We start from the raw sequence: 20,857 nt of genomic DNA, 5'->3' as shown, positions 1-20,857 counted from the left end.
CGACCGGCCGGACCGGGACCGTTCCCCGGCACGACCCCGCCGCCGGATCCCGCCCGTAGCGTCGATCCCATGATCCGCCCCGCCCTCGCCCTGTGCGCCACCCTGACCACCACCACCGTCTCCCCCACCCCCACCCTCGCCGCCGACCTGGACCACATCCGCCGCGCCGGCGCCCTCGCCGTGATCGCCGAGGTACGGCAAGGCGACCGGATCCAGCGAGCGGCCACCGGCCGGACCAAGCTCGGCTCGCCCGCCACCCCGACCGGCCGCGAGCACTTCCGCGCCGGCAGCATCGTCAAGTCGTTCGTCGCCACCGTGATCCTGCAGCTGGTCGGCGAGGGCCGGCTCGCCCTCGACGACACGGTCGCCACCGTCCTGGAGCTGGGCGAGGACCGCGTCGAGCTGGCGTCGCGGGTGACCGTACGGCATCTGCTGACCCACAGCAGCGGCGTGCCCGAGTACCTGCCGGACGGCGAGATCCCGGGCGGCACGCTCGCCTCCCGCTTCCGCACCTGGGACCCGCGCGAGCTGGTCGCCCTGTCCCGCCGCCACGAGCGGCCCTTCGAGCCGGGGGCGGCCCAGGCCTACTCGAACACGAACTACGTCCTGCTCGGCATGATGATCGAGCGGGTGACCGGCCGCGACTTCGGCGAGGAGATCCGGCGGCGCATCGTGATCCCGCTCGGGCTGAAGGACACCGAGGTGCCGGGCGCCCGCACCACCATCAGAGGCCCCCACCTGCACGGCTACCTCGACGGTTCGGTTGACGTGAGCAGGTTCAACCTGACCGTGGCCGCGGCGTCGGGCAACCTGAACTCCACCACCGCCGACCTCAACCGCTTCTACCGCGCCCTGCTGACCGGCCGGCTGCTCCCGCCTGCGCTGCTCCGGCTGATGACCACCGGCCAGGAGTACGGCATGGGACTCGGGCTCAAGCAGACGCCCTGCGGCCTGGTCGTGGGCCACACCGGCACCGCGTTCGGCTACCAGACCATGTCCTTCCACCTGGCCGACGGCAGCCGGCAGGCGTCGATCTCCTACACCCCGCGCACCGGGCGCGAGCTGGCCGCGACCAACGAGGTGCTGTGGCGGCGGCTCTGCCCCAGCGTGAAGCCCTGATTTCACGGGATTTCTCAGCATTTTCCGGGGTAGCGACGGCGGATGCGGCTCGACGTCAACCTCCTGGACTACGCGCTCATCGCGATCTACTTCGCGACCGTCCTGGGCATCGGGTTCGCGGCACGCAAGGCGATCACCACGAGGGACGACTTCTTCCTGGCCGGACGCGGCCTGCCGGCCTGGGTGACCGGCCTGGCGTTCGTCTCGGCCAACCTCGGCGCGATCGAGATCCTCGGCATGGCCGCGAACGGCGCGCAGTACGGCGCCATGACCGTCCACTACTACTGGGTGGGCGCCATCCCCGCCATGGTCTTCCTCGGCATCGTGATGATGCCCTTCTACTACCGCTCGCGGGTGCGCAGCGTGCCGGAGTTCCTGCGGCGGCGCTTCAACCCCTCCACGCAGTTGCTCAACGCGCTCACCTTCGCCACCGCGCAGATCCTGATCGCCGGGGTCAACCTGTACGCGCTGGCCCTGGTGATGGAGGCGCTGCTGGGCTGGCCGCTGCCGGTCTCGGTGGTGGTCTCGGCGCTGATCGTGCTGGCCTACATCACCCTGGGCGGGCTGTCCGGCGCGATCTACAACGAGGTGCTGCAGTTCTTCGTGATCCTCGCCGGGCTGATCCCGCTGACCGTGCTCGGGCTGATCAAGGTGGGCGGCCTCGGCGGCCTGGCCGACCGGGTACGGCAGAGCGCGCTCGGCGAGGGCGGCCTGCACACCTGGTCGCACACGGCCGGCGACAACCCGATGGCCGCGCACTGGATCGGCATCGTCTTCGGCCTGGGGTTCGTGCTGAGCTTCGGCTACTGGACGACCAACTTCGCCGAGGTGCAGCGGGCGCTGTCGGCGCGCAACACCAACGCCGCCCGGCTGACCCCGATCGTGGCGGCCTACCCGAAGATCTTCATCCCGCTGATCACCGTCATCCCCGGCCTGATCGCCCTGGTGCTCTTCAGCGACCTGGGCGGCAAGCACGACTACAACGACGCCATCCCGCTGCTCATGGCCGACCTGCTGCCCAACGGCGTGCTCGGCGTGGCGGTCACCGGCCTGCTGGCCTCGTTCATGGCGGGCATGGCGGCCAACATCTCGGGGTTCAACACGGTCTTCACCAACGACCTGTGGGGCGCGCACATCGCCAAGGACCGCGACGACGCCTACTACGTGCGGGTGGGCCGGATCGCGACGGTCGCGGGCGTGCTGCTCGGCGTCGGGACCGCCTTCATCGCGGCGGGCTACTCCAACATCATGGAGTACCTGCAGGCGTTGTTCTCCTTCTTCAACGCCCCGCTGTTCGCCACCTTCCTGCTGGGCCTGTTCTGGAAGCGCATGACGCCGTGGGCGGGATTCTGGGGGCTGCTGGCCGGCACGCTGGCCGCCTTCGCCTCCTACATCCTCTACAAGACCGGCGTCCTGGACTTCGGCACCGAGCTGAACGCCAGCTTCTGGGGCGCGGGCACCGCGTTCGTGGTCGACCTGCTGGTGTCGGCCGTGGTCACGCTGGTCACCACGCCCAAGCCCGCCGAAGAGCTGCGCGGCCTGGTCTACGGGCTGACCGTGGACCTGGAGGACGACACGCTCTCCGGCGACGAGCGCTGGTACCGCTCCCCGCTGATCCTCGGGATCGGCGCCCTGATCCTGGCGGCCGCGATGTACGGAGTGATCATTTGATGGACATCAGACAGGTCATCGGCGGGCTGTTCCTGCTCTACGGCGTCATCCTCGTCGTGACCGGCGCGGTCGGCGGCGAGGCGGTCAACCTGTGGACGGGGCTGGCCATGGGCGTGTTCGGCGCGGCCTTCCTGCTGTGGGTACGGCTCCGCCGTACCGGGGACAAGCCCTAGTAGTCGACCCCGAAGGTGTGCTCGCCCAGCCGGTAGCCGTCGCCGCTGGGCACGAGCGCGCCGAGCGCCACCAGCTTGGCCAGGCTTCGCCGTACTCCCGGGTCGGTGAAGCCGGTCAGCCGGGTGACGGTGTCCGGGTCGGTGGACTCGCCGGCGGTCGCCCGGGCGGCCACGGCCTCGTAGACGTGCAGATCGGCGTCGGACATCGCCTGGACGTCGTGGTCCTTCATCGCTTCCTCGCCCCTTCGCGCAGCCGCTCCGGATCGACCTCGCGTTCGGGGTGGCGGCGCAGGTATTCGCTCTCCAGCTCGGCCGTGCGCGAGGTGTGCCGCGCCAGCGCCTCGTCGGAGCCGTGCAGGAACGCGTCGGTGCGCGTGGTGTGCAGGTGACGCAGCTCCCGGCGCAGGTCTTCCTCGGTCAGGTCGCGCGGGTCGATTCCCATCTCTGTCATGAATCAGCCTCTACCCAGGAATCCCCGACACTTGCTCGTCATATTTCCTGACAAATGTGTCACACTCCGCATATGGACCTCGAGCTCCGGCACCTCAGGATCGTCCGGGCGGTCGCGGACGCGGGAAGTGTCAGTAAGGCGGCGACCCGGCTGGGGCTGGCACAGCCGGCGTTGACCGCGCAGCTCAAGCGCATCGAACGCCTCCTCGGCGGCCCCCTGTTCGAGCGCGACCGCACCGGCGCGCGCCCCACCCCCCTCGGCGAGCTGGTCCTCGACCGCGCCCGAGTACTCCTGCCCGCGGCCAAGGAACTGCAGGAGGAGGCGGTGCGCTTCGCCAACGGCCCGACCACGCGCTTCCGCATCGGCGCCACCAGCGGGGCGATCCTCGGCGGCCTGGTCGAACGGCTGACCGCGCACGGCCCCGTCCGCACCTGCACCTCGTGGTCGGCGCGCGAGCTGGCCACCATGACCGAACTCGGACGCCTGGACTACGCCCTGGTCGGCGTGTGCGGCGACAGCGGCCCGCCGGGCGACTCGATCAGCTGGACCACGATCGGCGTCGACCCGGTCTTCGTGCTGCTCGGCCTGGGCCACCGATTATCCGGGGAGAAGGAGCTCGACCTGGCCGAACTGGCCGAGGAGAGCTGGGCGGTCAACCCGGGCGACGGCTGCTTCGGCGACTGCTTCGCCACCGCGTGCACCCGCGCGGGCTTCACGCCGGGCACGATCTACGAGACCGACGTGGCCACCTGCGTGCACCTGGCCCGCATCGGCCGCGCCGCGATCCTGTGCCAGGCCACCCACCAGCCGGCCACCGGTCTGGTGATGATCCCGCTGCGCGGGGCGCCGCTGCGCTGGCGGCACGTGCTCGGCTGGCACCCGGCCACCCCCGGGGCCTCCTGGGTGCTGGCCCAGGCCAGGCAGGCGCACGCCGAAGCGGTACGGCAGAGCCCCGTCTACGACGCGTGGCTGGCCCATAACCCCGCGATAGGGGCGAAATGGTAGCTCCTCGACTGCTGGACCCGCCGTTACGTTGACGGCACCCCCAGCCAGCAAGGAGAGACCATGCGACGCATCATCGCGCTGCTCTCGCTCGGCGCGCTCGCCATCCCCCTGAGCGCGGTCCCCGCCCACGCGGCCCCGTCCGCGGCCGATCCCCCGCCCGGAATGGTGGACGCGATCGAACGCGACCTCGGCATCACCGAGGCCCAGGCGATCAAGCGCCTGGCCAACGAGGCCCGCGGCAACGCCCTGGCGCCCTCGCTCGGCAAGCGGCTCGGCGCCGACTACGCCGGGGCCTGGTACGAGGGCGCCGAGAGCACCCTCGTCGTGGCCACCGTCAACGCCGCCCACACCAGGACGATCCGCCGGGCCGGCGCGGAGGCGCGGGTCGTCACCCGCTCCCTCGCCCAGCTCGACGCCCTCAAGGCCGCCCTCGACCAGGCGCCCCGCCCCGCCTCGACCATCCACGGCTGGGGCGTCTCCCCGCAGGACAACGCGGTCGTCCTGCACGCCTCCGACCCCGCCGCCGCGCAGGCCTGGGCCGGCGGGCGCGACGGCATCAAGATCGTCGCCTCGGCGGAGCAGCCCAAGCCGTACGCCGACATCCGCGGCGGCGACGCCTACTACATCCCCGCGGCGGGCTACCGCTGCTCGGTCGGCTTCGCGGCCCGCCGTACCAGCGACAACGCCCTCGGCTTCGCCACCGCCGGCCACTGCGGCGACGTCGGCCAGGCCACCAACGGCGTCAACCAGCAGGCCCAGGGCACCTTCCGCGTCTCGTCCTTCCCCGGCGACGACTACGCCTGGGTCGAGACCAACTCGAGCTGGACCGCGCCCGGCGTGGTCAACGGCTACAGCGCCGGCATCCTGCCGGTGCGCGGCTCGGCCGTCACCCAGCCGCAGGGCGCGGTCTGCCGCTCCGGCTCCACCACGCAGTGGCACTGCGGCACGGTCACCTCGCTCAATCAGACCGTCAACTACCCCGAGGGCACCGTCTCCGGCCTGACCCGCACCACGGTCTGCGCCGAAGGCGGCGACTCCGGCGGCGCGTTCATCAGCGGCGACCAGGCGCAGGGCATGACCTCCGGCGGCTCGGGCAACTGCAGCTCCGGCGGCACCACCTACTTCCAGCCGCTCGGCGAACTGCTCAACCGGGGCTACAGCCTGGTCCTGTACGGCGGAGGCCCGCCGCCCACCGGCTGCCAGAACTCCCCCGACCGCTACACCGGCTCGCTCACCTCCGGGCAGAGCGTCTACCAGCCCAACGGCTCCTACTACCACGCCGCGGCCTCCGGCACCCACGCCGGCTGCCTCGACGGGCCCGACGGCGCCGACTTCGACCTCTACCTGCAGAAGTGGAACGGCTCGTCCTGGGCGGTCGTCGCGCGCGGCGACAGCGCCAACCCCGACGAGACGATCAGCTACAACGGCACCTCCGGCTACTACCGGTACCGCGTGCACTCCTACAGCGGCTCCGGCTCCTACACCCTGGGCATCACGCGCCCCTGACCCGCTAGATCCTCCGGGCCCCGTCGCCATCGGCGGGGCCCGTTTGCGGGTGATTCCGGGGCGAAGGTGGTGATCGTTGGTGTATAACCACGCTGACGCTGACCACCGGTGAGGGCAGGGGAACGACGACGTGACACTGTCGTGGGCGGAACTGCCCGTCGGCCGCGCCGTGCGGCTGACCGGCGGGGACGCCGACGTCCTGGCGCTCGCGGTGAACCCGCTGCCCGACCGCTCCCCCGCCATCGCCGTCCTGGCCGCGCCCGGTCCCGACCTCATCGACACCGCGCTGGCCGAGATCGAGCGGGCCTGCCTGGCGCTGTTCCCGGCATGGTTACCGGGCGCCGAGGGGTTACGCGGCTCGGGCGGGGCTGGGCCGGCCGCGGCGCGCTCGCTCGCCCTGGAGCTGTCCCGGCGGACCAGCCACTTCGGGCCCTGGCTCGGCGACCTGGCCGAACGTGCCCTCACCGGCGGGCCAGGCCGCCGCTTCCCGGTCGAGACGCGGGCCGCCGGGCTGGCCAAGGTGCTCGCCGCCAGCTACGGGCGCAAGGCCGCCGCCCTGCTGGTGCGGGTGCCGCCGGGGCTCAGCCCGTCCGATGAGCACCGGCTGGTGTCGGGCGCCTCGTGGCTGGCGCAGCGGGGGCGGTTCGGGGTCTGGCTCACCGGCGCTGAGCTGCGGGAGGCGGTCGAGCGCGCACCCGTTGGAACGTTGGAACCCGCGACCGGAACCGGGCCTCCGGACTCGGGAGTCCCCGGTCTGTTCCCCGCGCTCACCTACCCCGCGGTCGCCGGTCGGCCGCACCCGGGCAGCGCCGCCGAGCGCGCCCTCGAAGCGGCCCTGGCCACCCGCCCCTGGGCGGAGGGCCGCGAGTGGAACCGCCGCTACCACCCAGCCCCGCTGCGCGAGCCGATCCACCCCGACCTGCTGTGGCCCGCCGAGCGGTGCATCGTCGAGATCGACGGCCCCGACCACCGGGGCGCCGCCAAGTTCGCCCGCGACCGCCGCCGCGACGTCCTGCTCCAGCTCGACGGCTTCGCCGTCCTCCGCTTCACCAACCACGACGTGCTCACCGACGTGGCCACCGTTCTCGCCCAGATCGCGACACTCCTCCACACCCGCAGAAGAGGCTGACCCCATGACGCTCACCCTCCCCCAGCTCGGCGCCCTGCTGATGCTCATGGCCGAGACCGGCGAGGCCGACAACACCCTGCTCAAGGAGCGGTACGGCGCCGCCATCGACGGCAAGGTCAGGACCGCGCTCAACGAGGCCAAGCTCGTCGAGAGCGAGAAGGACGGGCGGGTCTTCCGCCACGTCCTGACCGACTCCGGCTGGGCCCGCGCCGGCGAGGAACTGCGGGCGGGCATCCCGCTGCGGACCGGCGGGGCGGTGATCGCGCGGGTCATGCTCGCCTGGCTCACCACCTCCCTGCGCCGCGGCGACCGCAGCCTGGCCGAGATCTTCGCCCCCGACCTCCTCACCCCGGCCCCCGCGCCCGGCGTTGCGGAGCCCCCGCTGCCGGAGGCCCCGGCCGCGGCTTCAGAAGGCTCGACTCCCGAGGATCGCGTCCGCCAGGCCTACGCCGCCCTCGCCCCCGCCCCCGGCGACTGGGTCCGCCTGGCCGACCTCCGCCCGCTGCTCAGCGACCTGCCCCGCGAGGCCGTCGACACCGCCCTGACCGCCATCAACCGCTCCGACGGCGCGCTCATCCCCGAAGGCAACCAGAAGTCCCTCACCCCCGCCGACGAGGCCGCCGCGCTCACCCTCGGCAACCAGGCCAAGCACCTGCTGGCGATCGGCGTCTGATGCACGACCTCGACGCGCTCGCCGCACTCCGGCTCCATCCGGTCGAGGTGGCCGACGACGTCTGGCGGCCCTCCCCCTTCCACGTCGACGACCTCTACCCGAACATCGAACGCGTCCTGCGCGCCGCCCTCACCGAGACCCGCACCGACGGCAACCCGGTCGGCCTGGCCGTACGCGGCATCCGGGGCACCGGCAAGACCCACCTGCTCGGCTGGCTGCGCGAGCAGGTCATGCGCGACGGCGGCTACTTCTTCCTGTTCAGCCTCCTGGACGCCAAGGGCTTCTGGGAGAGCGCGGTCGTCTCCATGCTCGACGGCCTGGCCCGGCCCGGGCCCGAGGGGCAGACCCAGCTCCGCGTCCTGCTGTCCCGGCTGGCCCACGAGGTGAACCTGCCGCGGATGAAGCGCCGCGAGGCCGCCGGCCGCTCGCCCCTGACCCGCGAGACCCTGGACCTGTTCGTGGAGGAGGTACGGCGACGCCACCCGAAGGCCGGGCGCGAGTGCCGCGACGTCCTCCGGGCGCTGGTGCTGCTGGCCGGGCCCGACCTCGGGCTGCAGGACATCGGCGAGGCCTACCTCACCTGCGTCCCCGAGGGCCACCCGGGCGAGCGCGCCCACTGGGGCCTCGGGCCCGCGGTCCCCTCCCCTCAGGAGATCGTCCGGCACCTGTCGCTCGTGCTCTCCCTCACCGGGCACAGCGTCATCGCCGTGGACCAGGTCGACACCCTGATCGCCCAGTCCGGCCTGAACACCGCCGGCGAGGAGACCATCTCCTGGAACGACAAGCTCGTCGTCGAGCGGGTCGGGGGCGGGCTCATGACGTTGCGCGAGTCCACCTTCCGCACCCTCACCGTGCTGAGCTGCCTGCCCGCCTCCTGGGCGATGATCAAGAAGGTCGCCACCGACTCGGTCCAGGACCGCTTCCGCGAGGTGCCGCTCCTGCACACCACCCTCCACCGCGACCTGGCCCAGAACCTGGTCGAGCGCCGCTTCACCGGCCGCTTCGCGGAGATCGGGTTCGCTCCGCCGTACCCCACCTGGCCGGTCTTGCCGGCCTTCTTCGACCGGGTCACCGACTTCACCCCGCGCGAGCTGCTGCTGGAGATCGACCGGCACGTGCAGGCGTGCCTGGCCGAAGGCGTCGTGCGCGAACTCGACGGCTCCGGCCCCGTCCCGGTCACGCCCGTCGCCCCCGCGCCCGGCGACCACGACGAGCTCGACGCCCGCTTCGCCGCGTTGCTGGCCCGCGGCGACCTGGGACTCCGTCTCGACGCCGACTCCGAGGACGAGGTCATCCCGCCGCTGCTCGACGCCGGCCTGTCCGCCTGGATCATGGAGCAGGGCGAGGCCGGACGCCGCTACTCCCGCGACGCCGCCCCCAGCTCCCGCCCGCCCCTGCACGCCCGGCTGCGCGAGGTCCTGGACGACGCCACCGGCGACGAGATCCACTGGGCCTTCCGTGCCATCGGCGCCAAGCACCACAACGCCGTCCTGGCCCGGCTGCGTGCCGCCTCCGTCGCCGCCGCCCTCGACGCCGCCACCCCCAAGCGGCGGCTGTTCGTCCTGCGCAACTCCGCCTGGCCCAGCGGTCCGATCACCCGGCTCACCGTCGAGGCCTTCGAGGAGGCAGGCGGCCGGGTCCTGCCCCTCGCCTCGGACGACCTCCACCTCCTGGCCGCCCTTCGCGACCTCCTCGCCGCCAACCCGCCTGGCCTGCCCACCTGGCTAGCCACCCGCCGCCCCACCCAGGGCCTCAAACTCCTCACCACCACCCTCACCCCTCCCCCGGCCCCAACCCCCACTGTCTTTGGAAGCCACCCCACCCCAGCCCCCACCCTCCCTCTTGTCCACCCCACCCCGGCCCCCACCGTCCTTCTCGGCCACCCCAGCCAGAACGGCCAGTCGGCTGGCCCCGCGACCCCAGCCGGTACGGCGGGCCACCCCCAAATCCCTCTGGGCCACGACACCACCAACGAAACCCCCCTCCACCTCGACCTAGAAGCCCTCCGCAAACACGTCGCCGTCTTCGCCGGCTCCGGCTCAGGCAAAACGGTCCTGATCCGCCGCCTGATCGAGGAATGCGCCCTCAAGGGCGTCTCCGCCATAGTCCTCGACCCCAACAACGACCTGGCCCGGCTGGGCGACCCCTGGCCGGACCCCCACCCCGAGCCCACCCGAGCCGAGGCCTACCTCGCCAATACCGAGGTGGTGATCTGGACCCCCCGCCGAGACAGCGGCCGCCCCCTGGCCTTCCACCCCCTCCCCGACTTCACCGCCGTAGCCGACGACCCGGACGAATACGACCAGGCCGTCGAATCCGCCCTGGCCGCCCTGATCCCGCACGCCCGCCTCACCGCCCGCACCGTCAAGGCCCACCGAGGCCAGGCCGTCCTCCGCGAGGCCCTCGACTGGTACGGCAAGCGCAGCCGTACCGCCCGCCCAGACCTCAAGGGCCTGATCGCCCTGCTCGGCGACCTCCCCGACGGCGTCAGCCGCCTGGACAACGCCCAGCGCATAGCCGCCGACCTCGGCGAGAGCCTCAAGGCCGCGATGGTGATCGACCCCCTGTTCGGCGGTGCCGGTGAACCCGCCGACCCGGGCGTCCTGCTCACCCCGACCCCTGGCCGCCGAGCCCGCGTCTCGGTGATCAGCTTCGTCGGCCTCCAGGCGGACGACCAGCGCCAGAGCTTCGTCAACCAGCTCCAGATGGCGCTCTTCGCCTGGATCAAGAAGCACCCGGCCGGCGACCGCCCCCTCGGCGGCCTGTTCGTCATGGACGAGGCCCAGACCTTCGCCCCCTCCGGCGCCCTGACCCCCTGCACCCAGAGCACCCTCGCCCTGGCCTCGCAGGCCCGTAAGTACGGCCTGGGCCTGGTCTTCGCCACCCAGGCTCCGCGCGGTCTGCACAACCGCATCCCCGGCAACTGCGCCACCCAGTTCTTCGGCCTGCTCAACGCCCCGGCCCAGATCGCCGCCGCCCGCGAACTCGCCGCCGCCAAGGGCAGCGCGGTGGAGGACATCGCGCGCCTCCGCACCGGCCAGTTCTACGCCTCGGCCGAGGGCGACCCCTTCGTCAAGATCCAGACCCCCCTCTGCCTGTCCCACCACCCCCGCGCCCCACTCTCGACCGAGGAGGTCCTGCTACGAGCCCGAAGCACGACGTGACCCCTCACGACTGGACACCCGATCCCACCCCCTGACGTCGCGCCCAGACGAGGCACGACTTCGCCGTCTCGTTTGCTCTCAAGTTGTGGGAGACTCCATGATTGCGGGGCGGTAGCTCAGCCGGTTAGAGCATCGGACTCATAATCCGTGGGTCGTGGGTTCAAGTCCCACCCGCCCTACCACTATTCACCTCGGATCATGCTGCTGAGCAGGGGTTTCACCTCACGGCGAGCTGAGCTCCGCCTGCAGCCGCATGCCACCCCTTCCGGAATATCCGGGGAATGGATCTTGGGGCGCTTCCCGGGTGAAGTGGCAATTCGGATGCGTTGTTTGCAGATTCCGCGACAACGACCAAGAGCCTCGAGGTGTCCCGGGGTCCTTGTGGGCGCGGCTCTGTCACGCAACGTCAAGGCGGCGGCGCAGCGGGCCGCCGTACAGCGGTCCGTCGCTTGCCCGTCGACTGCCAGGCCCGCCGCACCAAGCGACCTCGCCGACCCCGGCGCCACGCCGCCGGGCGGATACAGCCCTACGATCGGCCCGTCCGAGCTGGCTTCCGTTGTTGCTCAGGGTTCCTTCCTCACCCCCAGCACGTGGGCGAGCCATAGAGAACATGGTGAGGCGCCGGCGAGCACCGCGCCAGATTGTCCTTGGGCTTGGCGGCGAAGCCGAAGCGGCGGTGCACGCCACGCTCGACAGCAGCGAGCGTACGGGCATACGCCGCTCGTTCCTCACTCTCAGCCCTGCCCGGCGGGCCGCGAACCGCAGGGCGCCGCGTCCCAGCGCGCACGTCCTGACGGACCTTCAGCCGTTCCTCGAGACGCCGATACGCCGGTCGCCTTGGTCACCAGGGTGGTCATGCCGCCACCTCCATGAAGTCCACCGCGTGGTCGCGCGCCCACTGGGCGAACGTGCGCGGCGGGCGACCGGTGATCTCCTCGTACGTGCGAGTAGGCGGCAGCACACCTGGCCCGTCGACCGCCGCGGCGCGCAGTTCGATCATCCAGTCGGCCATATCCAGCGGGTAGCCGTCCGCGAGCCACTGCGCTCGGGCCTGCTCCGGGGTCAGTTCCTCGAATCGGATCTCCGCGCCGATGGCGGCGCCGATCGCCGTGGCCTGCTCGACCAAGGTGACCCGAGCCGGGCCGGTGATCGTGTAGGCCGCGCCGAGATGGGCATCGGTCAGCAAGGCGGCGACGGCCACTTCGGCCACGTCCGCCTCGTGCACCACGGGATAGCCGGAGCGGCCGTACGGTTCCCGTACCGTTCGCTCGACGCGGATCCGCGCCGCCCAGCCCAGTGCGTTGGCGGCGAGCAGCCCCGGACGCACGTGTGTCCACTCCTGGCCCGTGGCCTCCACCATCAGCTCCAGCCCGCGATGAGCTTCCCGCTCCTCCTCCAGGTGGCGGTCCAGCGCGCTCGTTCCGTCGGACGGGGCGAACCCCGCTGCCGCGGCCGAGTGCACCACGAACCTGCGTACGCCCGCCGCGGCTGCTTCCTCGACGAACCCGAGCGCAGCGGATTCCGGCACGTAATACGCGAAGGGGAACAGGTAGACGCGATCGACTCCGTCCAGCGCACCCGACCAGGTGTCTGGCCGGGTGAAGTCTCCACGCACCAGCTCGACGCCGTCGGGCAGGCGGGCCGCTCCCGGGTCGCGGGTCATGGCGCGCACCCGCTGACCCGCGCCCACCAGCCCACCCACCACGCGACGGCCGATGTTGCCGGTTGCGCCCGTCACTAGAATCGTCACGTTGCTCCCCTGGTTCTCGGGATGTGCAGTGGGATCGCCGCCGCGTCCGTCGCCTCGTTTCACGGCCGCAGCTCTGAACTCCGGGATGGTAGGGCGGTTTCAAAGAGCTCGCATATGGATCGTTCCAGGCCGCCATGTCTCTGCTCAGCGCCTGGGCCATGCATATGCCCCGCGCCGACAAACCACGTAAGCGGAGTACGGCAGGCCGGGGGGAGGATGCCAGACCAGCAGTTCCCTGCCTTTTGGAAGCGCTTGAGATAGGCGTGCGGCGCTCGCAAGATATCGGCATCAGCGATGGCCATAAGGTGTTCCGTATATCGCGCAGGTCTGCGGGATATCTTGCTCAAGCGGGAAGGAAAGTTGCGTCTGTCATCGCCAGGCGAAGCACGCTCTCCACTCCAAGAAAGGCTTTCTCCTCCCGTCAACCTTGTCTTGAAGAGCCTGGCGGATTGACGAGCAGCGGTGATGCCAGTCCAGGCGGCGGCCCCGGTTCCAGTGCAGCATGGTCCCAACGTGGGGCGATTCTGCGTACGGATGCGGCGCAGTATCGGCGAGCGCACCACCCGGCTACCCACTGCCCGCGAGGCGCGCCGGCGCGGTTCAGTGCGTGGTCCATTCGCCGCTGAAGGCCACAACGCGAAGAGCAATCGTCAAGACCTGTGGATCAAGTTCTCCGACCATTGCTCTCACCCACTGCGATGATCATGCGCCGCCCGGCAGAAGGCCGCATGTAGGGTCGGATCTCGTGCAAGCCCTCATACCGGGAGAGCCCGGACAACTTGGCGAGTATCGGTTGATGGGTGTGCTGGGCCGGGGTGGCCAGGGCACTGTCTATCTCGGGCAGGGGCCTACGGGGCAGCAGGTGGCGGTCAAGGCCCTCCACGTGGAGGCGCTGGCGGACGACAACGCGCGCCAGCGGTTTCTGCAGGAGGCCGAATCGGCCCGACGGGTGGCTCCGTTCTGTACGGCGCGGGTGCTGGATGTCGGGATCGCGAATGAGCGGCCGTACATCGTCAGTGAGCACATTCCGGGGCCTTCGCTGGATGAGCTGGTCCGGAAGGAGGGGCCGCGGTCGGGGAGCGGGTTGGAGCGGCTGGCCGTGACGACGTTGACCGCCTTGGCGGCGATTCATCGGGCCGGGATCGTGCATCGCGACTTCAAGCCGAGCAATGTGATCCTGGGTCCCGAGGGGCCGGTCGTGATCGATTTCGGGATCGCCCGGGCGTTGGACCGTAGTGCCACACACAGCATCATGGGGACTCCCGCGTTCATGGCACCTGAGCAGTTCGAGGGGAGTCCGCCCACTTCGGCGCTGGACATGTTCAGTTGGGCCACGACGATGATCTACGCGGCCAGTGGGCAGCAGGCGTTTCGCGGGGATACTTTCCCGGCGGTCATGCATGCGATCATGACTCGCGAGCCGGATCTGTCCGCTGTGCCCGATGAACTGCGGCCGATGCTCGCTGCCTGCCTCGCCAAGAACCCGGCGTCCCGGCCCAGTGCCGCTGGCCTGCTGCGGCGGATCACCGGGGAGGAGCTTCCGGCTGCCTTGGCCGAACAGCCCACCCTGCTGTCAGGACCACCGTCCGCGACCCTGCTGCTGCCCGACTCCGACCAGCACACCGTTCGCCCGGCCGTGGCCGCGCCCGAGGTCAGGGCCCCTTGGGGTCCCTCCGGCCAGTCCGGGGGGCAGCAGCCAGGTGGGGGTTCCGGTGGGCAGCAGGCGGGCTGGGGTCAGCCGATGCCTGCCCAGCCGCCCGGTTGGGGGGCACCGCCTGTGCACCCGCACGCTCGCCCGGCCAAGCCGAAGACGGGAGTGCCGCAGGCGACCACCGCGCTGGTCCTGACCATCCTGTCCGGTTTCTTCATCCTGATCCTGACGGTCATCATCCTCGTGTGGGGCAGGAGGGAACTGCGGGAGATCATGCTGGCGGTGTGGGTCGTCAGCGACATCACCCTGGTGGCAGCGTTGGTCGCCCTCGCCGTCTCCCTCCGGCGAACCAGCCTCGCCGCCGCCGTCACCCTCGTGCCGACAGCTCTCGTGAGCGTGATGGTGTCGATCGCCATGGTGACGGGATTCGACCAGCAGGCGGTGATCGCCGTTTCCGCGGTCCAGGGGCTGCTGGTCGTGGTCACGGCGTTGCTGGCCTGGCGAGCGGGCTGGGTCCCCGCGGTGCTGGGCACCTTGATCGGGCTGGTCTCCACGGCGACGTACGTGCTGTGGTTCGCGATAGAAAACCGCGGTGTGAGCTGGAGCGACATCACCGCGTGGGACGCCATCAGCGCACTGGGGTACGCCCTGTGGCACGTCGCCCTCGCAGTGAGCTTGCTCGTGCGTGCCGTACGGGCTGGGGCTGTGACTGGAAGCGATCACCGGGTTGGCGTGTAGGGCCGTTCGGATGACGGTGATCACAGCCGTCAGCAATCGTGGGCCGCGTTAGGGTGACGGCATGCTGAAGAGCGTCGGGCTCGGGATCGTGGTCTTGGCTGTCGCGGGGTGCGGTTCGGGAGGCGCGCTCAGCCAGGCCTTGATCGATCAGGCCCGGGCAGCCGGTGTCGCGCCTGACCTGATCTATGTGGTGGATGTGCCGGGCTACGACCTCGTCGAGCAGTCCGTCGGCGGGGTCAACGAGGAGGGTTTCGGGGCCTTCTACGTCTCTCCCGAGGGTGAGCAGCTCCAGTTGCGCGTTGATCGCGGCACTTTCAGTGACGCGCTCTGTCCGGACAAGCCGGTCACCGATGCCGATCCCGTCGGCTCGCCGGTCCAGTGCGCGCGTGATGAGGCCGGGTGGTACCGGCAGGCCGCTGGGCGGCACGAGTACGTCGCTGTCCGCGGTGATGCGGTCCTCGTGCTGGCCGGGAAGCTCGCGGACGTCGATCGGGACACCTTGAAGACGGCTGTGGGCAGCGCCCGCCGTGCGGTCGCGACGGGGTCGCCGGGACCGCGTCGAAGCCCCGTCGAACGAGGCGACCTGCCCACGGTCGGCGACGGTGCTCCCATCCAGCCGACCGGACCGGGCGGATGAGCTGCTCGTGGTGATCGTGCCGCGCATCTCGGCTCTGAGCAGGCGGCTCTCCGACGTCAGGTGCCCTCCCGCATGATGGGCAGAAGGAGAAATGCTCTCGCCGCGTTGGGCGCTCTGCTGGATAGGTCTCTGGTACAGATCGCGGAGGCTTCCGCTGACGCCAGGACGTTCGACCGGGAGACCATCCGGGCTACCGCGGATGTCTGGGACAACAACACGCTCCCGCTGTTCCGCGCTGCGATGACGCGCACTGCCCGGGCCGGGAGCGGCAGGCCCGTGCGGCCCTGCGATGGATGGCTGATCTCGGGTCCGCACGACGGGACTGGATGGTCGAGCAAGCCGCCCGCAGCGGGTACGCCATCGAGCCGATGCTCGGTCCCGCCGAAGCGGAGGCGACGACGTGGCGCGACCGTCGGGGCAGGGTGCAGCCCTCCCAGACGTCCCTCACGCCTGAAACGGCAGAGGAGATCGGCTTCACCTATGATCTCTCGACTGCTGCCGTGCGCGCCCTGTCGGTGGAATGGGTCGATTCCCGGTTGAAAGGCGCCCTCACCGTGGGCGTGTCTCGACGCTACCTGCCGGACGCCGATCGCCCACTCGCAGAGTTGCACATGTGGCTGGACGAGCTCGACGAGATCGACTTCGACGCGCGCGACGCCTACGGAATGACCCTCCACGTCGACTCCGGCGCCGTAGTGATCGGCATCGGCGACCGTGGGACGATGCGCTCCGCTAGCGCCAGGGTCCGGCCCGACGATTCCAGCTGGCACCTGTCCGCGGCGGGCCGAGCTGTCGATGCTCGGACGCCGAGGGTCAGCCCGGCGGTGCGGGTGCCTGCTCCGCCGCGGCACCCTGAGCTTTCTGGTGCGGCCTTACTCGCCGCTCTCCTCGTGCATCGCGTCATGGTGGGGATCCGGATGGTCCGGTACCCGGAGCACGCGGGCGAGATCCCGGTGCACGCCTTGGCCCGGGCCTTCAGTGGTGCGGGGGCGGACGTCGTGGCGGCAGCCGCTCATCGGCTGGCGGCGCGGCGTGAAGTGGCCTTCCGGCGGCTGATCGACACGTGGCTGAGCCGCGGCGGTCCGGCTCTGCGGCCGCGATTGGTCAACGCCTTGCACGACATCGGCGGTGACAGCCACCTCACGGAGGAGGCCCGAGCGCTCATACCGGCGGCGCCGCCGTACTCACGGCTGTCACCCCAGCAGGACCACGACCTTCCGGCTGAGGCGAGGCTGCGGCTGGCCCGGTACCGGGCCGGCTACGTGGAGCGTGGGTTCGAGCGGGCCGGTTCGGCGGTCGTCCAGATGGCTCGGCCGTCCGCTCCGGACGAACCGTGGCGGCTGTCCGGCCTGCAGATCCGCGAGCCGAGCGTGTTCCGGCTGCGGACCAGTGCCCTCCACGGTCCCGGTGAGCCCCGGGTGACCGTCTCCGGAGAGAGAACGAGGTCGGTGGTTCTGGCTCGTGGAGGGTTCGAGGCGTCGGCCGGCTGACCGTGGAAGGGAGGACGGTCCGGCGCAGGAGTCCCGGTTCGGCTCAGATCGGCAGGCGGTACAGCAGCCGGGGCGCGGAAAGGGCCTCCTCGGTGAGGGCACGGCCGGTCAGCCGGGCGGCCACGGTGAGCCAGTTGTCCAGGCACTGCCGCTCGCCGCCACCCGCCAGCACGTCGAAGACGCCTGGGTGGCCGGGCGGCAGGAGCCCCTCGGCGTACTCGTGCAAACGCCAGCCAGGGTCGTGGACGCGGGCGGGCGGCTGCCGGAACTCGGTGACCCCGTCGGAGTGGACGAGGTCGTGCACGCCGGGGCCGGGACCGTCCCACACCACGTGGACGTACTTGCGCCCGGCCGCCAGCAGCGGGGCGGTGCGCAACGGCGGGCCGGCGATGGTGACGGCGTGGCTCCAGCCGGGAGCGTGCGCGCCGAGCCAGATCAGCTCGGTCAACGCGTACGGGTCGAGGTGCCGCATCGCCTCGGCCAGCTCGCACGACATGCCGTCCTCCGGGTCGGCGCGCAGGAGGCGGGCGATCTCCGCCGGGTCGTCCCCTTCGATCCAGGTGGCGGCGAAGAACCAGCCCAAGCCCCGCTCACGGAGCAGTTCAGCGCTCATCACCAGCCTCCGCCGGTCAGCCGGCCCAGGGTGCGCGGCTCGGCGAGCCAGCCCCGGTCGATGAAGCGCCCCGTGATCCGCCCGACCGCGACCAGGCAGTCGTCCAGGCACTCCTCGTCGCCCATGTCGTCCGGAAGAGCGAGGTCGGCGAAGCGCTCGTCGTCCCACTCCAGGCCGGGCACGCTGTAGAACTCGCCGATCTCGTACAGGTAGGTGAACGGGTACACCTGCCGGCCCGGCAGCGCGGCGTCGAACTCGAAGCCGGCCACCAGCATCGCGAACGTCCAGCCCGGCGAATGCGGGCCCACCCAGTGGACGACGGGCGCGTGGACCGGCCGGCGCCAGCGCATGGCGGTGGCCAGGTCGCACTCGATCCGCTCCTCGGGGTCCATGCCCAGCCCGGCGGTGATCGCATCGAGGTCGTCTCCCTCGATCCAGGCCGCCTGGAAACCGCCGCGCACTCCGGCCCCGGTCAGCAGAGCCCACTGGCTCTCTTCCGGTGTCAACCGCATGGCCCCTCCTCCGCAATCCAAGATCAGGTCGCAGCATAGGGCCAGGCACCGACAGAAGTGACCCTTGTCACAGGCGAGTGCGCATGGTCAGATACACCCACCCCCAATAAGTGGATACTGACAGGAGAAGCCCGCATGGCCGAAGTTCTCCAGGAGCGTTCCGCCATCGACGCGCAGATCGCCGGCCACACCATCTGCGCCCAGCTCAAGGCCATCACCGAAGCCCACCCCGACGCCCCGGCGTACTCGACGCCGGAGGGCGAGGGGTGGCGGACGATCACGTACGGCGAGGCCAGGCGGCAGGTGCTCGACCTGGCCCAGGCGTTCGTCGACCTGGGCGTACGGCCGGGCGACAGCATGGCGCTGATGATGGTGAACCGCACCGAGCACGTGCTGACCGACCTGGGAGCGCTCCACGCGGGCGCGGTCCCGATCACCGTGTACGGCACGCTCGCCCCGGAGCAGGTCACCTACATCGCGGCCGACTGCCGGGCCAGGGTGGCCGTGGTGGGCGGGGCGGCGGAGCTGGCCCGGTGGCAGCACGCGCTGGCCGAGCTGCCGCACCTGGAGAAGGTGGTGGTGCTCGACGAGACGGCCTGCCCGGCGGGCGACGAGCGCTTCATGACGTGGGCGGAACTGCTGCGGCGCGGCACGGAGGGCTACGACGAGGCGGCCGTGGCGGCGCGGTACGAGACGATCGGCGCGGAGGACGTGCTGACCGTGCTCTACACCTCGGGCACGACGGGCAACCCGAAGGGCGTCCCGCTGACGCATCGCAACGTCTGCTACGAGGTCGAGGTGATCGACCGCATCGGCCAGCTCGCGCCGCTGAGCGCGCAGATCTCCTACCTGACCTATGCGCACATCGCCGAGCGGGTGCTGAGCCTGTACCTGCCGCTGTTCAAGGCCTCGCACGTGCACTTCTGCCCGGATCCGACGCAGCTCGCGCCGGCGCTTCGGCAGGTGCGGCCGGTGACGTTCTTCGGCGTCCCGCGCGTGTGGGAGAAGCTGATGGCCGGGCTGCAGGCCGCTCTCGCCGCGCAGCCGGAGGAGAAGCAGGCCCAGCTCAAGGCGGCGATGGCCGCGTCTCTGGCGTACTACGAGGCCGGGCAGGGCGGGGCGACGCCGCCCGAGGAGCTGAAGGCGGCCTTCGAGCGGGTGGATCCGGCGCTGGCCGCGATCCGGGCGCTGATCGGCTTCGACCGGGCGACCTGGGTCGGCTCCGGCGCGGCCCCGCTGGCGCTGGAGGTGCAGCAGTTCTTCGCCGGGCTCGGGATGAACATCCTGGAGGTCTACGGCATGACCGAGACCACCGGCGCGTTCACCGCCAACGGGCCCGCCGCCTACCGCTTCGGCTCGGTCGGCCCCGCCGTACCGGGGATCGAGGTGAAGATCGCCGAGGACGGCGAGATCCTGATGCGCGGCCCGATCGCCACCTCCGGCTACCGCAACCTGCCCGAGGAGGAGCTGTACGACGAGGACGGCTGGCTGCGCACCGGCGACGTCGGCGAGGTGGACGAGGACGGCTACTACCGCATCGTCGACCGCAAGAAGGAGCTGTTCATCACCGCCGGCGGCGAGAACGTCGCGCCGTCGCTGATCGAGAACCACCTCAAGCAGCACCCGCTGATCGCCCAGGCCCTGGCCTACGGAGATCGCCGGCCGTACCCGGTGGCGTTGATCACGCTGGACCCGGAGATCGCGCCGAAGTGGGCGGCGGCGCGCGGCCTGGAGTTCGCCGGCCTGGCCGACTTCGCCGACCGGCCCGAGGTGCTCGCCGAGATCGAGGCGGCGGTGGAGCGGGCCAACAGCCACCTGGCGCGGGTCCAGCAGGTCAAGCACTGGCGGCTGCTGCCGGTGGAGTGGACGACCGAGACCGAGGAGCTCACCCCGAAGTTCTCGCTCAAGCGCCGGGTCATCCACGCCAAGTACTCCGACGTGATCGACAGCCTCTACGACGAGGCCTGAGCACCGGCCGCGCGGAGCAGCTCGGCGACCTCCGCGTGCCCGTGCGCCACCGCCAGCTCGTACGGCAGGCGCCCGCCGAAGACCGGGTGGGCGCCCACGGCGCCGGGCGGCGTGCCGTACGCCAGCAGGAGGGCGGCCCCGCAGCGCGGCGGTGGCCAGCTCGTCGGCGAGGAGCTGGGCGGGGGTGGTGTGCCCGAACCGGGCGATCCACGGCCCGCCGTCGCCCCGCCCCAGCCCGAACTCCAGCAGCAGCTCCAGGTGCGCGGTGTCGTCGGAGCCGGTGGCGGCCATGGTGTAGACGTTTGCCTCGGCCTGGTCCAGCAGCTCGGTGGCTCGGTCCTGCTGGGCCGGCACCTTGTGCGGAGGCGCGCGTACGGGCTGGACACTCCTCAGCTCATCTCGCCGCCGGGCGGCTGCCCGAGCAGGACCTCCAGCGAGACGCCCCGGTCGAGGGCGAGCTTCGCCTGCCGGAAGGCGGCGCACCGCGCTTCCACGTCGTGGTCGTCGGCCAGGCTCCAGTCGTGCATGATCGCCATCGTTCCCGGCGGGCCGCGCGGTCCGCCGGGCACTTTACCGGCCCACTAACGAAACCAGCCCGCCAACGAAA

18 protein-coding genes and 1 tRNA gene are annotated in these 20,857 nt (G+C 71.3%); 13 read left to right on the top strand and 6 right to left on the bottom strand.

Annotation, left to right across the window (positions count from 1 at the left end; all coding sequences use genetic code 11):
- The first annotated feature begins 69 nt into the window (after nucleotides 1-69).
- From ACIBG7_RS08290 to ACIBG7_RS08280, 3 genes are read left to right on the top strand one after another with little or no spacing between them, the layout of a single operon-like run.
- Nucleotides 70-1,119 (top strand): serine hydrolase domain-containing protein, encoded by a 1,050-nt coding sequence (locus ACIBG7_RS08290; protein WP_397335630.1) that lies wholly within the window; start codon nucleotides 70-72, stop codon nucleotides 1,117-1,119.
- A 42-nt stretch (nucleotides 1,120-1,161) separates the two neighbouring features.
- Nucleotides 1,162-2,790, top strand: a complete 1,629-nt coding sequence (locus ACIBG7_RS08285) for a sodium:solute symporter family protein (protein WP_397335629.1) — start codon at nucleotides 1,162-1,164, stop codon at nucleotides 2,788-2,790.
- On the top strand, nucleotides 2,790-2,963 hold the full coding sequence (locus ACIBG7_RS08280) for a hypothetical protein (RefSeq protein WP_397335628.1): 174 nt from the start codon (nucleotides 2,790-2,792) through the stop codon (nucleotides 2,961-2,963). Before ACIBG7_RS08285 ends, ACIBG7_RS08280 begins: the two co-directional genes overlap by 1 nt.
- Here the strand turns inward: ACIBG7_RS08280 and ACIBG7_RS08275 are convergent.
- Both ACIBG7_RS08275 and ACIBG7_RS08270 read right to left on the bottom strand, forming a co-directional pair.
- A complete protein-coding gene (locus ACIBG7_RS08275) occupies nucleotides 2,960-3,193 on the bottom strand; it encodes a hypothetical protein (protein WP_397335627.1) in 234 nt (77 codons plus the stop codon). The genes ACIBG7_RS08280 and ACIBG7_RS08275 overlap by 4 nt on opposite strands.
- Complete coding sequence (locus ACIBG7_RS08270) at nucleotides 3,190-3,414, bottom strand: DUF6158 family protein (RefSeq protein ID WP_357927060.1); 225 nt, start codon at nucleotides 3,412-3,414, stop codon at nucleotides 3,190-3,192. The genes ACIBG7_RS08275 and ACIBG7_RS08270 overlap by 4 nt, the downstream gene beginning before the upstream one ends.
- Before the next feature lie 72 nt (nucleotides 3,415-3,486).
- Between ACIBG7_RS08270 and ACIBG7_RS08265 the strand changes: the two genes are divergently transcribed.
- From ACIBG7_RS08265 to ACIBG7_RS08240, 6 genes are all read left to right on the top strand, one after another.
- Complete coding sequence (locus tag ACIBG7_RS08265) at nucleotides 3,487-4,419, top strand: LysR family transcriptional regulator (protein ID WP_397335626.1); 933 nt, start codon at nucleotides 3,487-3,489, stop codon at nucleotides 4,417-4,419.
- 60 nt (nucleotides 4,420-4,479) lie between these two features.
- The gene (locus ACIBG7_RS08260) at nucleotides 4,480-5,925 is read left to right on the top strand and encodes a S1 family peptidase (protein ID WP_357927065.1); all 1,446 of its coding nucleotides are present in this window, start codon (nucleotides 4,480-4,482) and stop codon (nucleotides 5,923-5,925) included.
- Nucleotides 5,926-6,055: 130 nt separating this feature from the next.
- Entirely contained in the window at nucleotides 6,056-7,054 is a 999-nt protein-coding gene (locus tag ACIBG7_RS08255; RefSeq protein ID WP_397335625.1) for an endonuclease domain-containing protein, read from the top strand.
- Nucleotides 7,055-7,058: 4 nt separating this feature from the next.
- Nucleotides 7,059-7,727: a hypothetical protein gene (locus ACIBG7_RS08250; RefSeq protein ID WP_397335624.1), complete on the top strand. Its 669-nt coding sequence runs from the start codon at nucleotides 7,059-7,061 to the stop codon at nucleotides 7,725-7,727.
- Nucleotides 7,727-10,891 (top strand): ATP-binding protein, encoded by a 3,165-nt coding sequence (locus ACIBG7_RS08245; protein ID WP_397335623.1) that lies wholly within the window; start codon nucleotides 7,727-7,729, stop codon nucleotides 10,889-10,891. Before ACIBG7_RS08250 ends, ACIBG7_RS08245 begins: the two co-directional genes overlap by 1 nt.
- 105 nt (nucleotides 10,892-10,996) lie before the next feature.
- Nucleotides 10,997-11,073, top strand: a tRNA-Ile gene (locus tag ACIBG7_RS08240).
- A 671-nt stretch (nucleotides 11,074-11,744) separates the two neighbouring features.
- Here ACIBG7_RS08240 and ACIBG7_RS08235 read toward each other — a convergent pair.
- On the bottom strand, nucleotides 11,745-12,641 hold the full coding sequence (locus ACIBG7_RS08235) for an NAD(P)H-binding protein (protein WP_397335622.1): 897 nt from the start codon (nucleotides 12,639-12,641) through the stop codon (nucleotides 11,745-11,747).
- A gap of 796 nt (nucleotides 12,642-13,437) precedes the next feature.
- Between ACIBG7_RS08235 and ACIBG7_RS08230 the strand changes: the two genes are divergently transcribed.
- The 3 genes from ACIBG7_RS08230 (at nucleotide 13,438) to ACIBG7_RS08220 (ending at nucleotide 17,157) form a co-directional block, all read left to right on the top strand.
- Nucleotides 13,438-15,030 (top strand): serine/threonine-protein kinase, encoded by a 1,593-nt coding sequence (locus tag ACIBG7_RS08230; RefSeq protein WP_397335621.1) that lies wholly within the window; start codon nucleotides 13,438-13,440, stop codon nucleotides 15,028-15,030.
- Nucleotides 15,031-15,091: 61 nt separating this feature from the next.
- Complete coding sequence (locus ACIBG7_RS08225) at nucleotides 15,092-15,667, top strand: hypothetical protein (RefSeq protein WP_397335620.1); 576 nt, start codon at nucleotides 15,092-15,094, stop codon at nucleotides 15,665-15,667.
- A gap of 326 nt (nucleotides 15,668-15,993) precedes the next feature.
- Nucleotides 15,994-17,157 carry a hypothetical protein gene (locus ACIBG7_RS08220; RefSeq protein ID WP_397335619.1) on the top strand — a complete coding sequence of 388 codons (1,164 nt, stop codon included), beginning with the start codon at nucleotides 15,994-15,996 and terminating at the stop codon, nucleotides 17,155-17,157.
- Between the two features lie 43 nt (nucleotides 17,158-17,200).
- Here the strand turns inward: ACIBG7_RS08220 and ACIBG7_RS08215 are convergent, their stop codons facing one another.
- Both ACIBG7_RS08215 and ACIBG7_RS08210 read right to left on the bottom strand, forming a co-directional pair.
- Nucleotides 17,201-17,770, bottom strand: coding sequence for a hypothetical protein (locus ACIBG7_RS08215; protein ID WP_397335618.1), 570 nt, complete (start codon nucleotides 17,768-17,770; stop codon nucleotides 17,201-17,203).
- A complete protein-coding gene (locus ACIBG7_RS08210) occupies nucleotides 17,770-18,282 on the bottom strand; it encodes a hypothetical protein (protein WP_397335617.1) in 513 nt (170 codons plus the stop codon). The genes ACIBG7_RS08215 and ACIBG7_RS08210 overlap by 1 nt, the downstream gene beginning before the upstream one ends.
- A 135-nt stretch (nucleotides 18,283-18,417) precedes the next feature.
- On the opposite strand from ACIBG7_RS08210, the gene ACIBG7_RS08205 reads away from it, so the two are divergent.
- On the top strand, nucleotides 18,418-20,250 hold the full coding sequence (locus ACIBG7_RS08205; RefSeq protein WP_397335616.1) for an AMP-dependent synthetase/ligase: 1,833 nt from the start codon (nucleotides 18,418-18,420) through the stop codon (nucleotides 20,248-20,250).
- A 389-nt stretch (nucleotides 20,251-20,639) separates the two neighbouring features.
- Here the strand turns inward: ACIBG7_RS08205 and ACIBG7_RS08200 are convergent, their stop codons facing one another.
- Entirely contained in the window at nucleotides 20,640-20,777 is a 138-nt protein-coding gene (locus ACIBG7_RS08200; protein WP_397335615.1) for a hypothetical protein, read from the bottom strand.
- Nucleotides 20,778-20,857 lie beyond the last annotated feature (80 nt).

Origin of the sequence: Nonomuraea sp. NPDC050328 (assembly GCF_044459405.1) — a bacterium.
Taxonomy (GTDB): domain Bacteria; phylum Actinomycetota; class Actinomycetes; order Streptosporangiales; family Streptosporangiaceae; genus Nonomuraea.
Note: the sequence above shows the minus strand (reverse complement) of the source record. Positions and strands in the feature narration are given on the sequence as shown.

Excerpts from the sequence above, each read along its gene's own strand:
- ACIBG7_RS08225 (WP_397335620.1), top strand. The coding sequence starts at position 15,092 with ATGCTGAAGAGCGTCGGGCTCGGGATCGTGGTCTTGGCTGTCGCGGGG.
- ACIBG7_RS08290 (WP_397335630.1), top strand. The coding sequence starts at position 70 with ATGATCCGCCCCGCCCTCGCCCTGTGCGCCACCCTGACCACCACCACC.
- ACIBG7_RS08260 (WP_357927065.1), top strand. The coding sequence starts at position 4,480 with ATGCGACGCATCATCGCGCTGCTCTCGCTCGGCGCGCTCGCCATCCCC.
- ACIBG7_RS08265 (WP_397335626.1), top strand. The coding sequence starts at position 3,487 with ATGGACCTCGAGCTCCGGCACCTCAGGATCGTCCGGGCGGTCGCGGAC.
- ACIBG7_RS08200 (WP_397335615.1), bottom strand. The coding sequence starts at position 20,777 with ATGCACGACTGGAGCCTGGCCGACGACCACGACGTGGAAGCGCGGTGC.
- ACIBG7_RS08230 (WP_397335621.1), top strand. The coding sequence starts at position 13,438 with ATGGGTGTGCTGGGCCGGGGTGGCCAGGGCACTGTCTATCTCGGGCAG.
- ACIBG7_RS08205 (WP_397335616.1), top strand. The coding sequence starts at position 18,418 with ATGGCCGAAGTTCTCCAGGAGCGTTCCGCCATCGACGCGCAGATCGCC.
- ACIBG7_RS08215 (WP_397335618.1), bottom strand. The coding sequence starts at position 17,770 with ATGAGCGCTGAACTGCTCCGTGAGCGGGGCTTGGGCTGGTTCTTCGCC.
- ACIBG7_RS08210 (WP_397335617.1), bottom strand. The coding sequence starts at position 18,282 with ATGCGGTTGACACCGGAAGAGAGCCAGTGGGCTCTGCTGACCGGGGCC.
- ACIBG7_RS08285 (WP_397335629.1), top strand. The coding sequence starts at position 1,162 with ATGCGGCTCGACGTCAACCTCCTGGACTACGCGCTCATCGCGATCTAC.
- ACIBG7_RS08270 (WP_357927060.1), bottom strand. The coding sequence starts at position 3,414 with ATGACAGAGATGGGAATCGACCCGCGCGACCTGACCGAGGAAGACCTG.
- ACIBG7_RS08280 (WP_397335628.1), top strand. The coding sequence starts at position 2,790 with ATGGACATCAGACAGGTCATCGGCGGGCTGTTCCTGCTCTACGGCGTC.
- ACIBG7_RS08250 (WP_397335624.1), top strand. The coding sequence starts at position 7,059 with ATGACGCTCACCCTCCCCCAGCTCGGCGCCCTGCTGATGCTCATGGCC.
- ACIBG7_RS08245 (WP_397335623.1), top strand. The coding sequence starts at position 7,727 with ATGCACGACCTCGACGCGCTCGCCGCACTCCGGCTCCATCCGGTCGAG.
- ACIBG7_RS08220 (WP_397335619.1), top strand. The coding sequence starts at position 15,994 with ATGGTCGAGCAAGCCGCCCGCAGCGGGTACGCCATCGAGCCGATGCTC.
- ACIBG7_RS08275 (WP_397335627.1), bottom strand. The coding sequence starts at position 3,193 with ATGAAGGACCACGACGTCCAGGCGATGTCCGACGCCGATCTGCACGTC.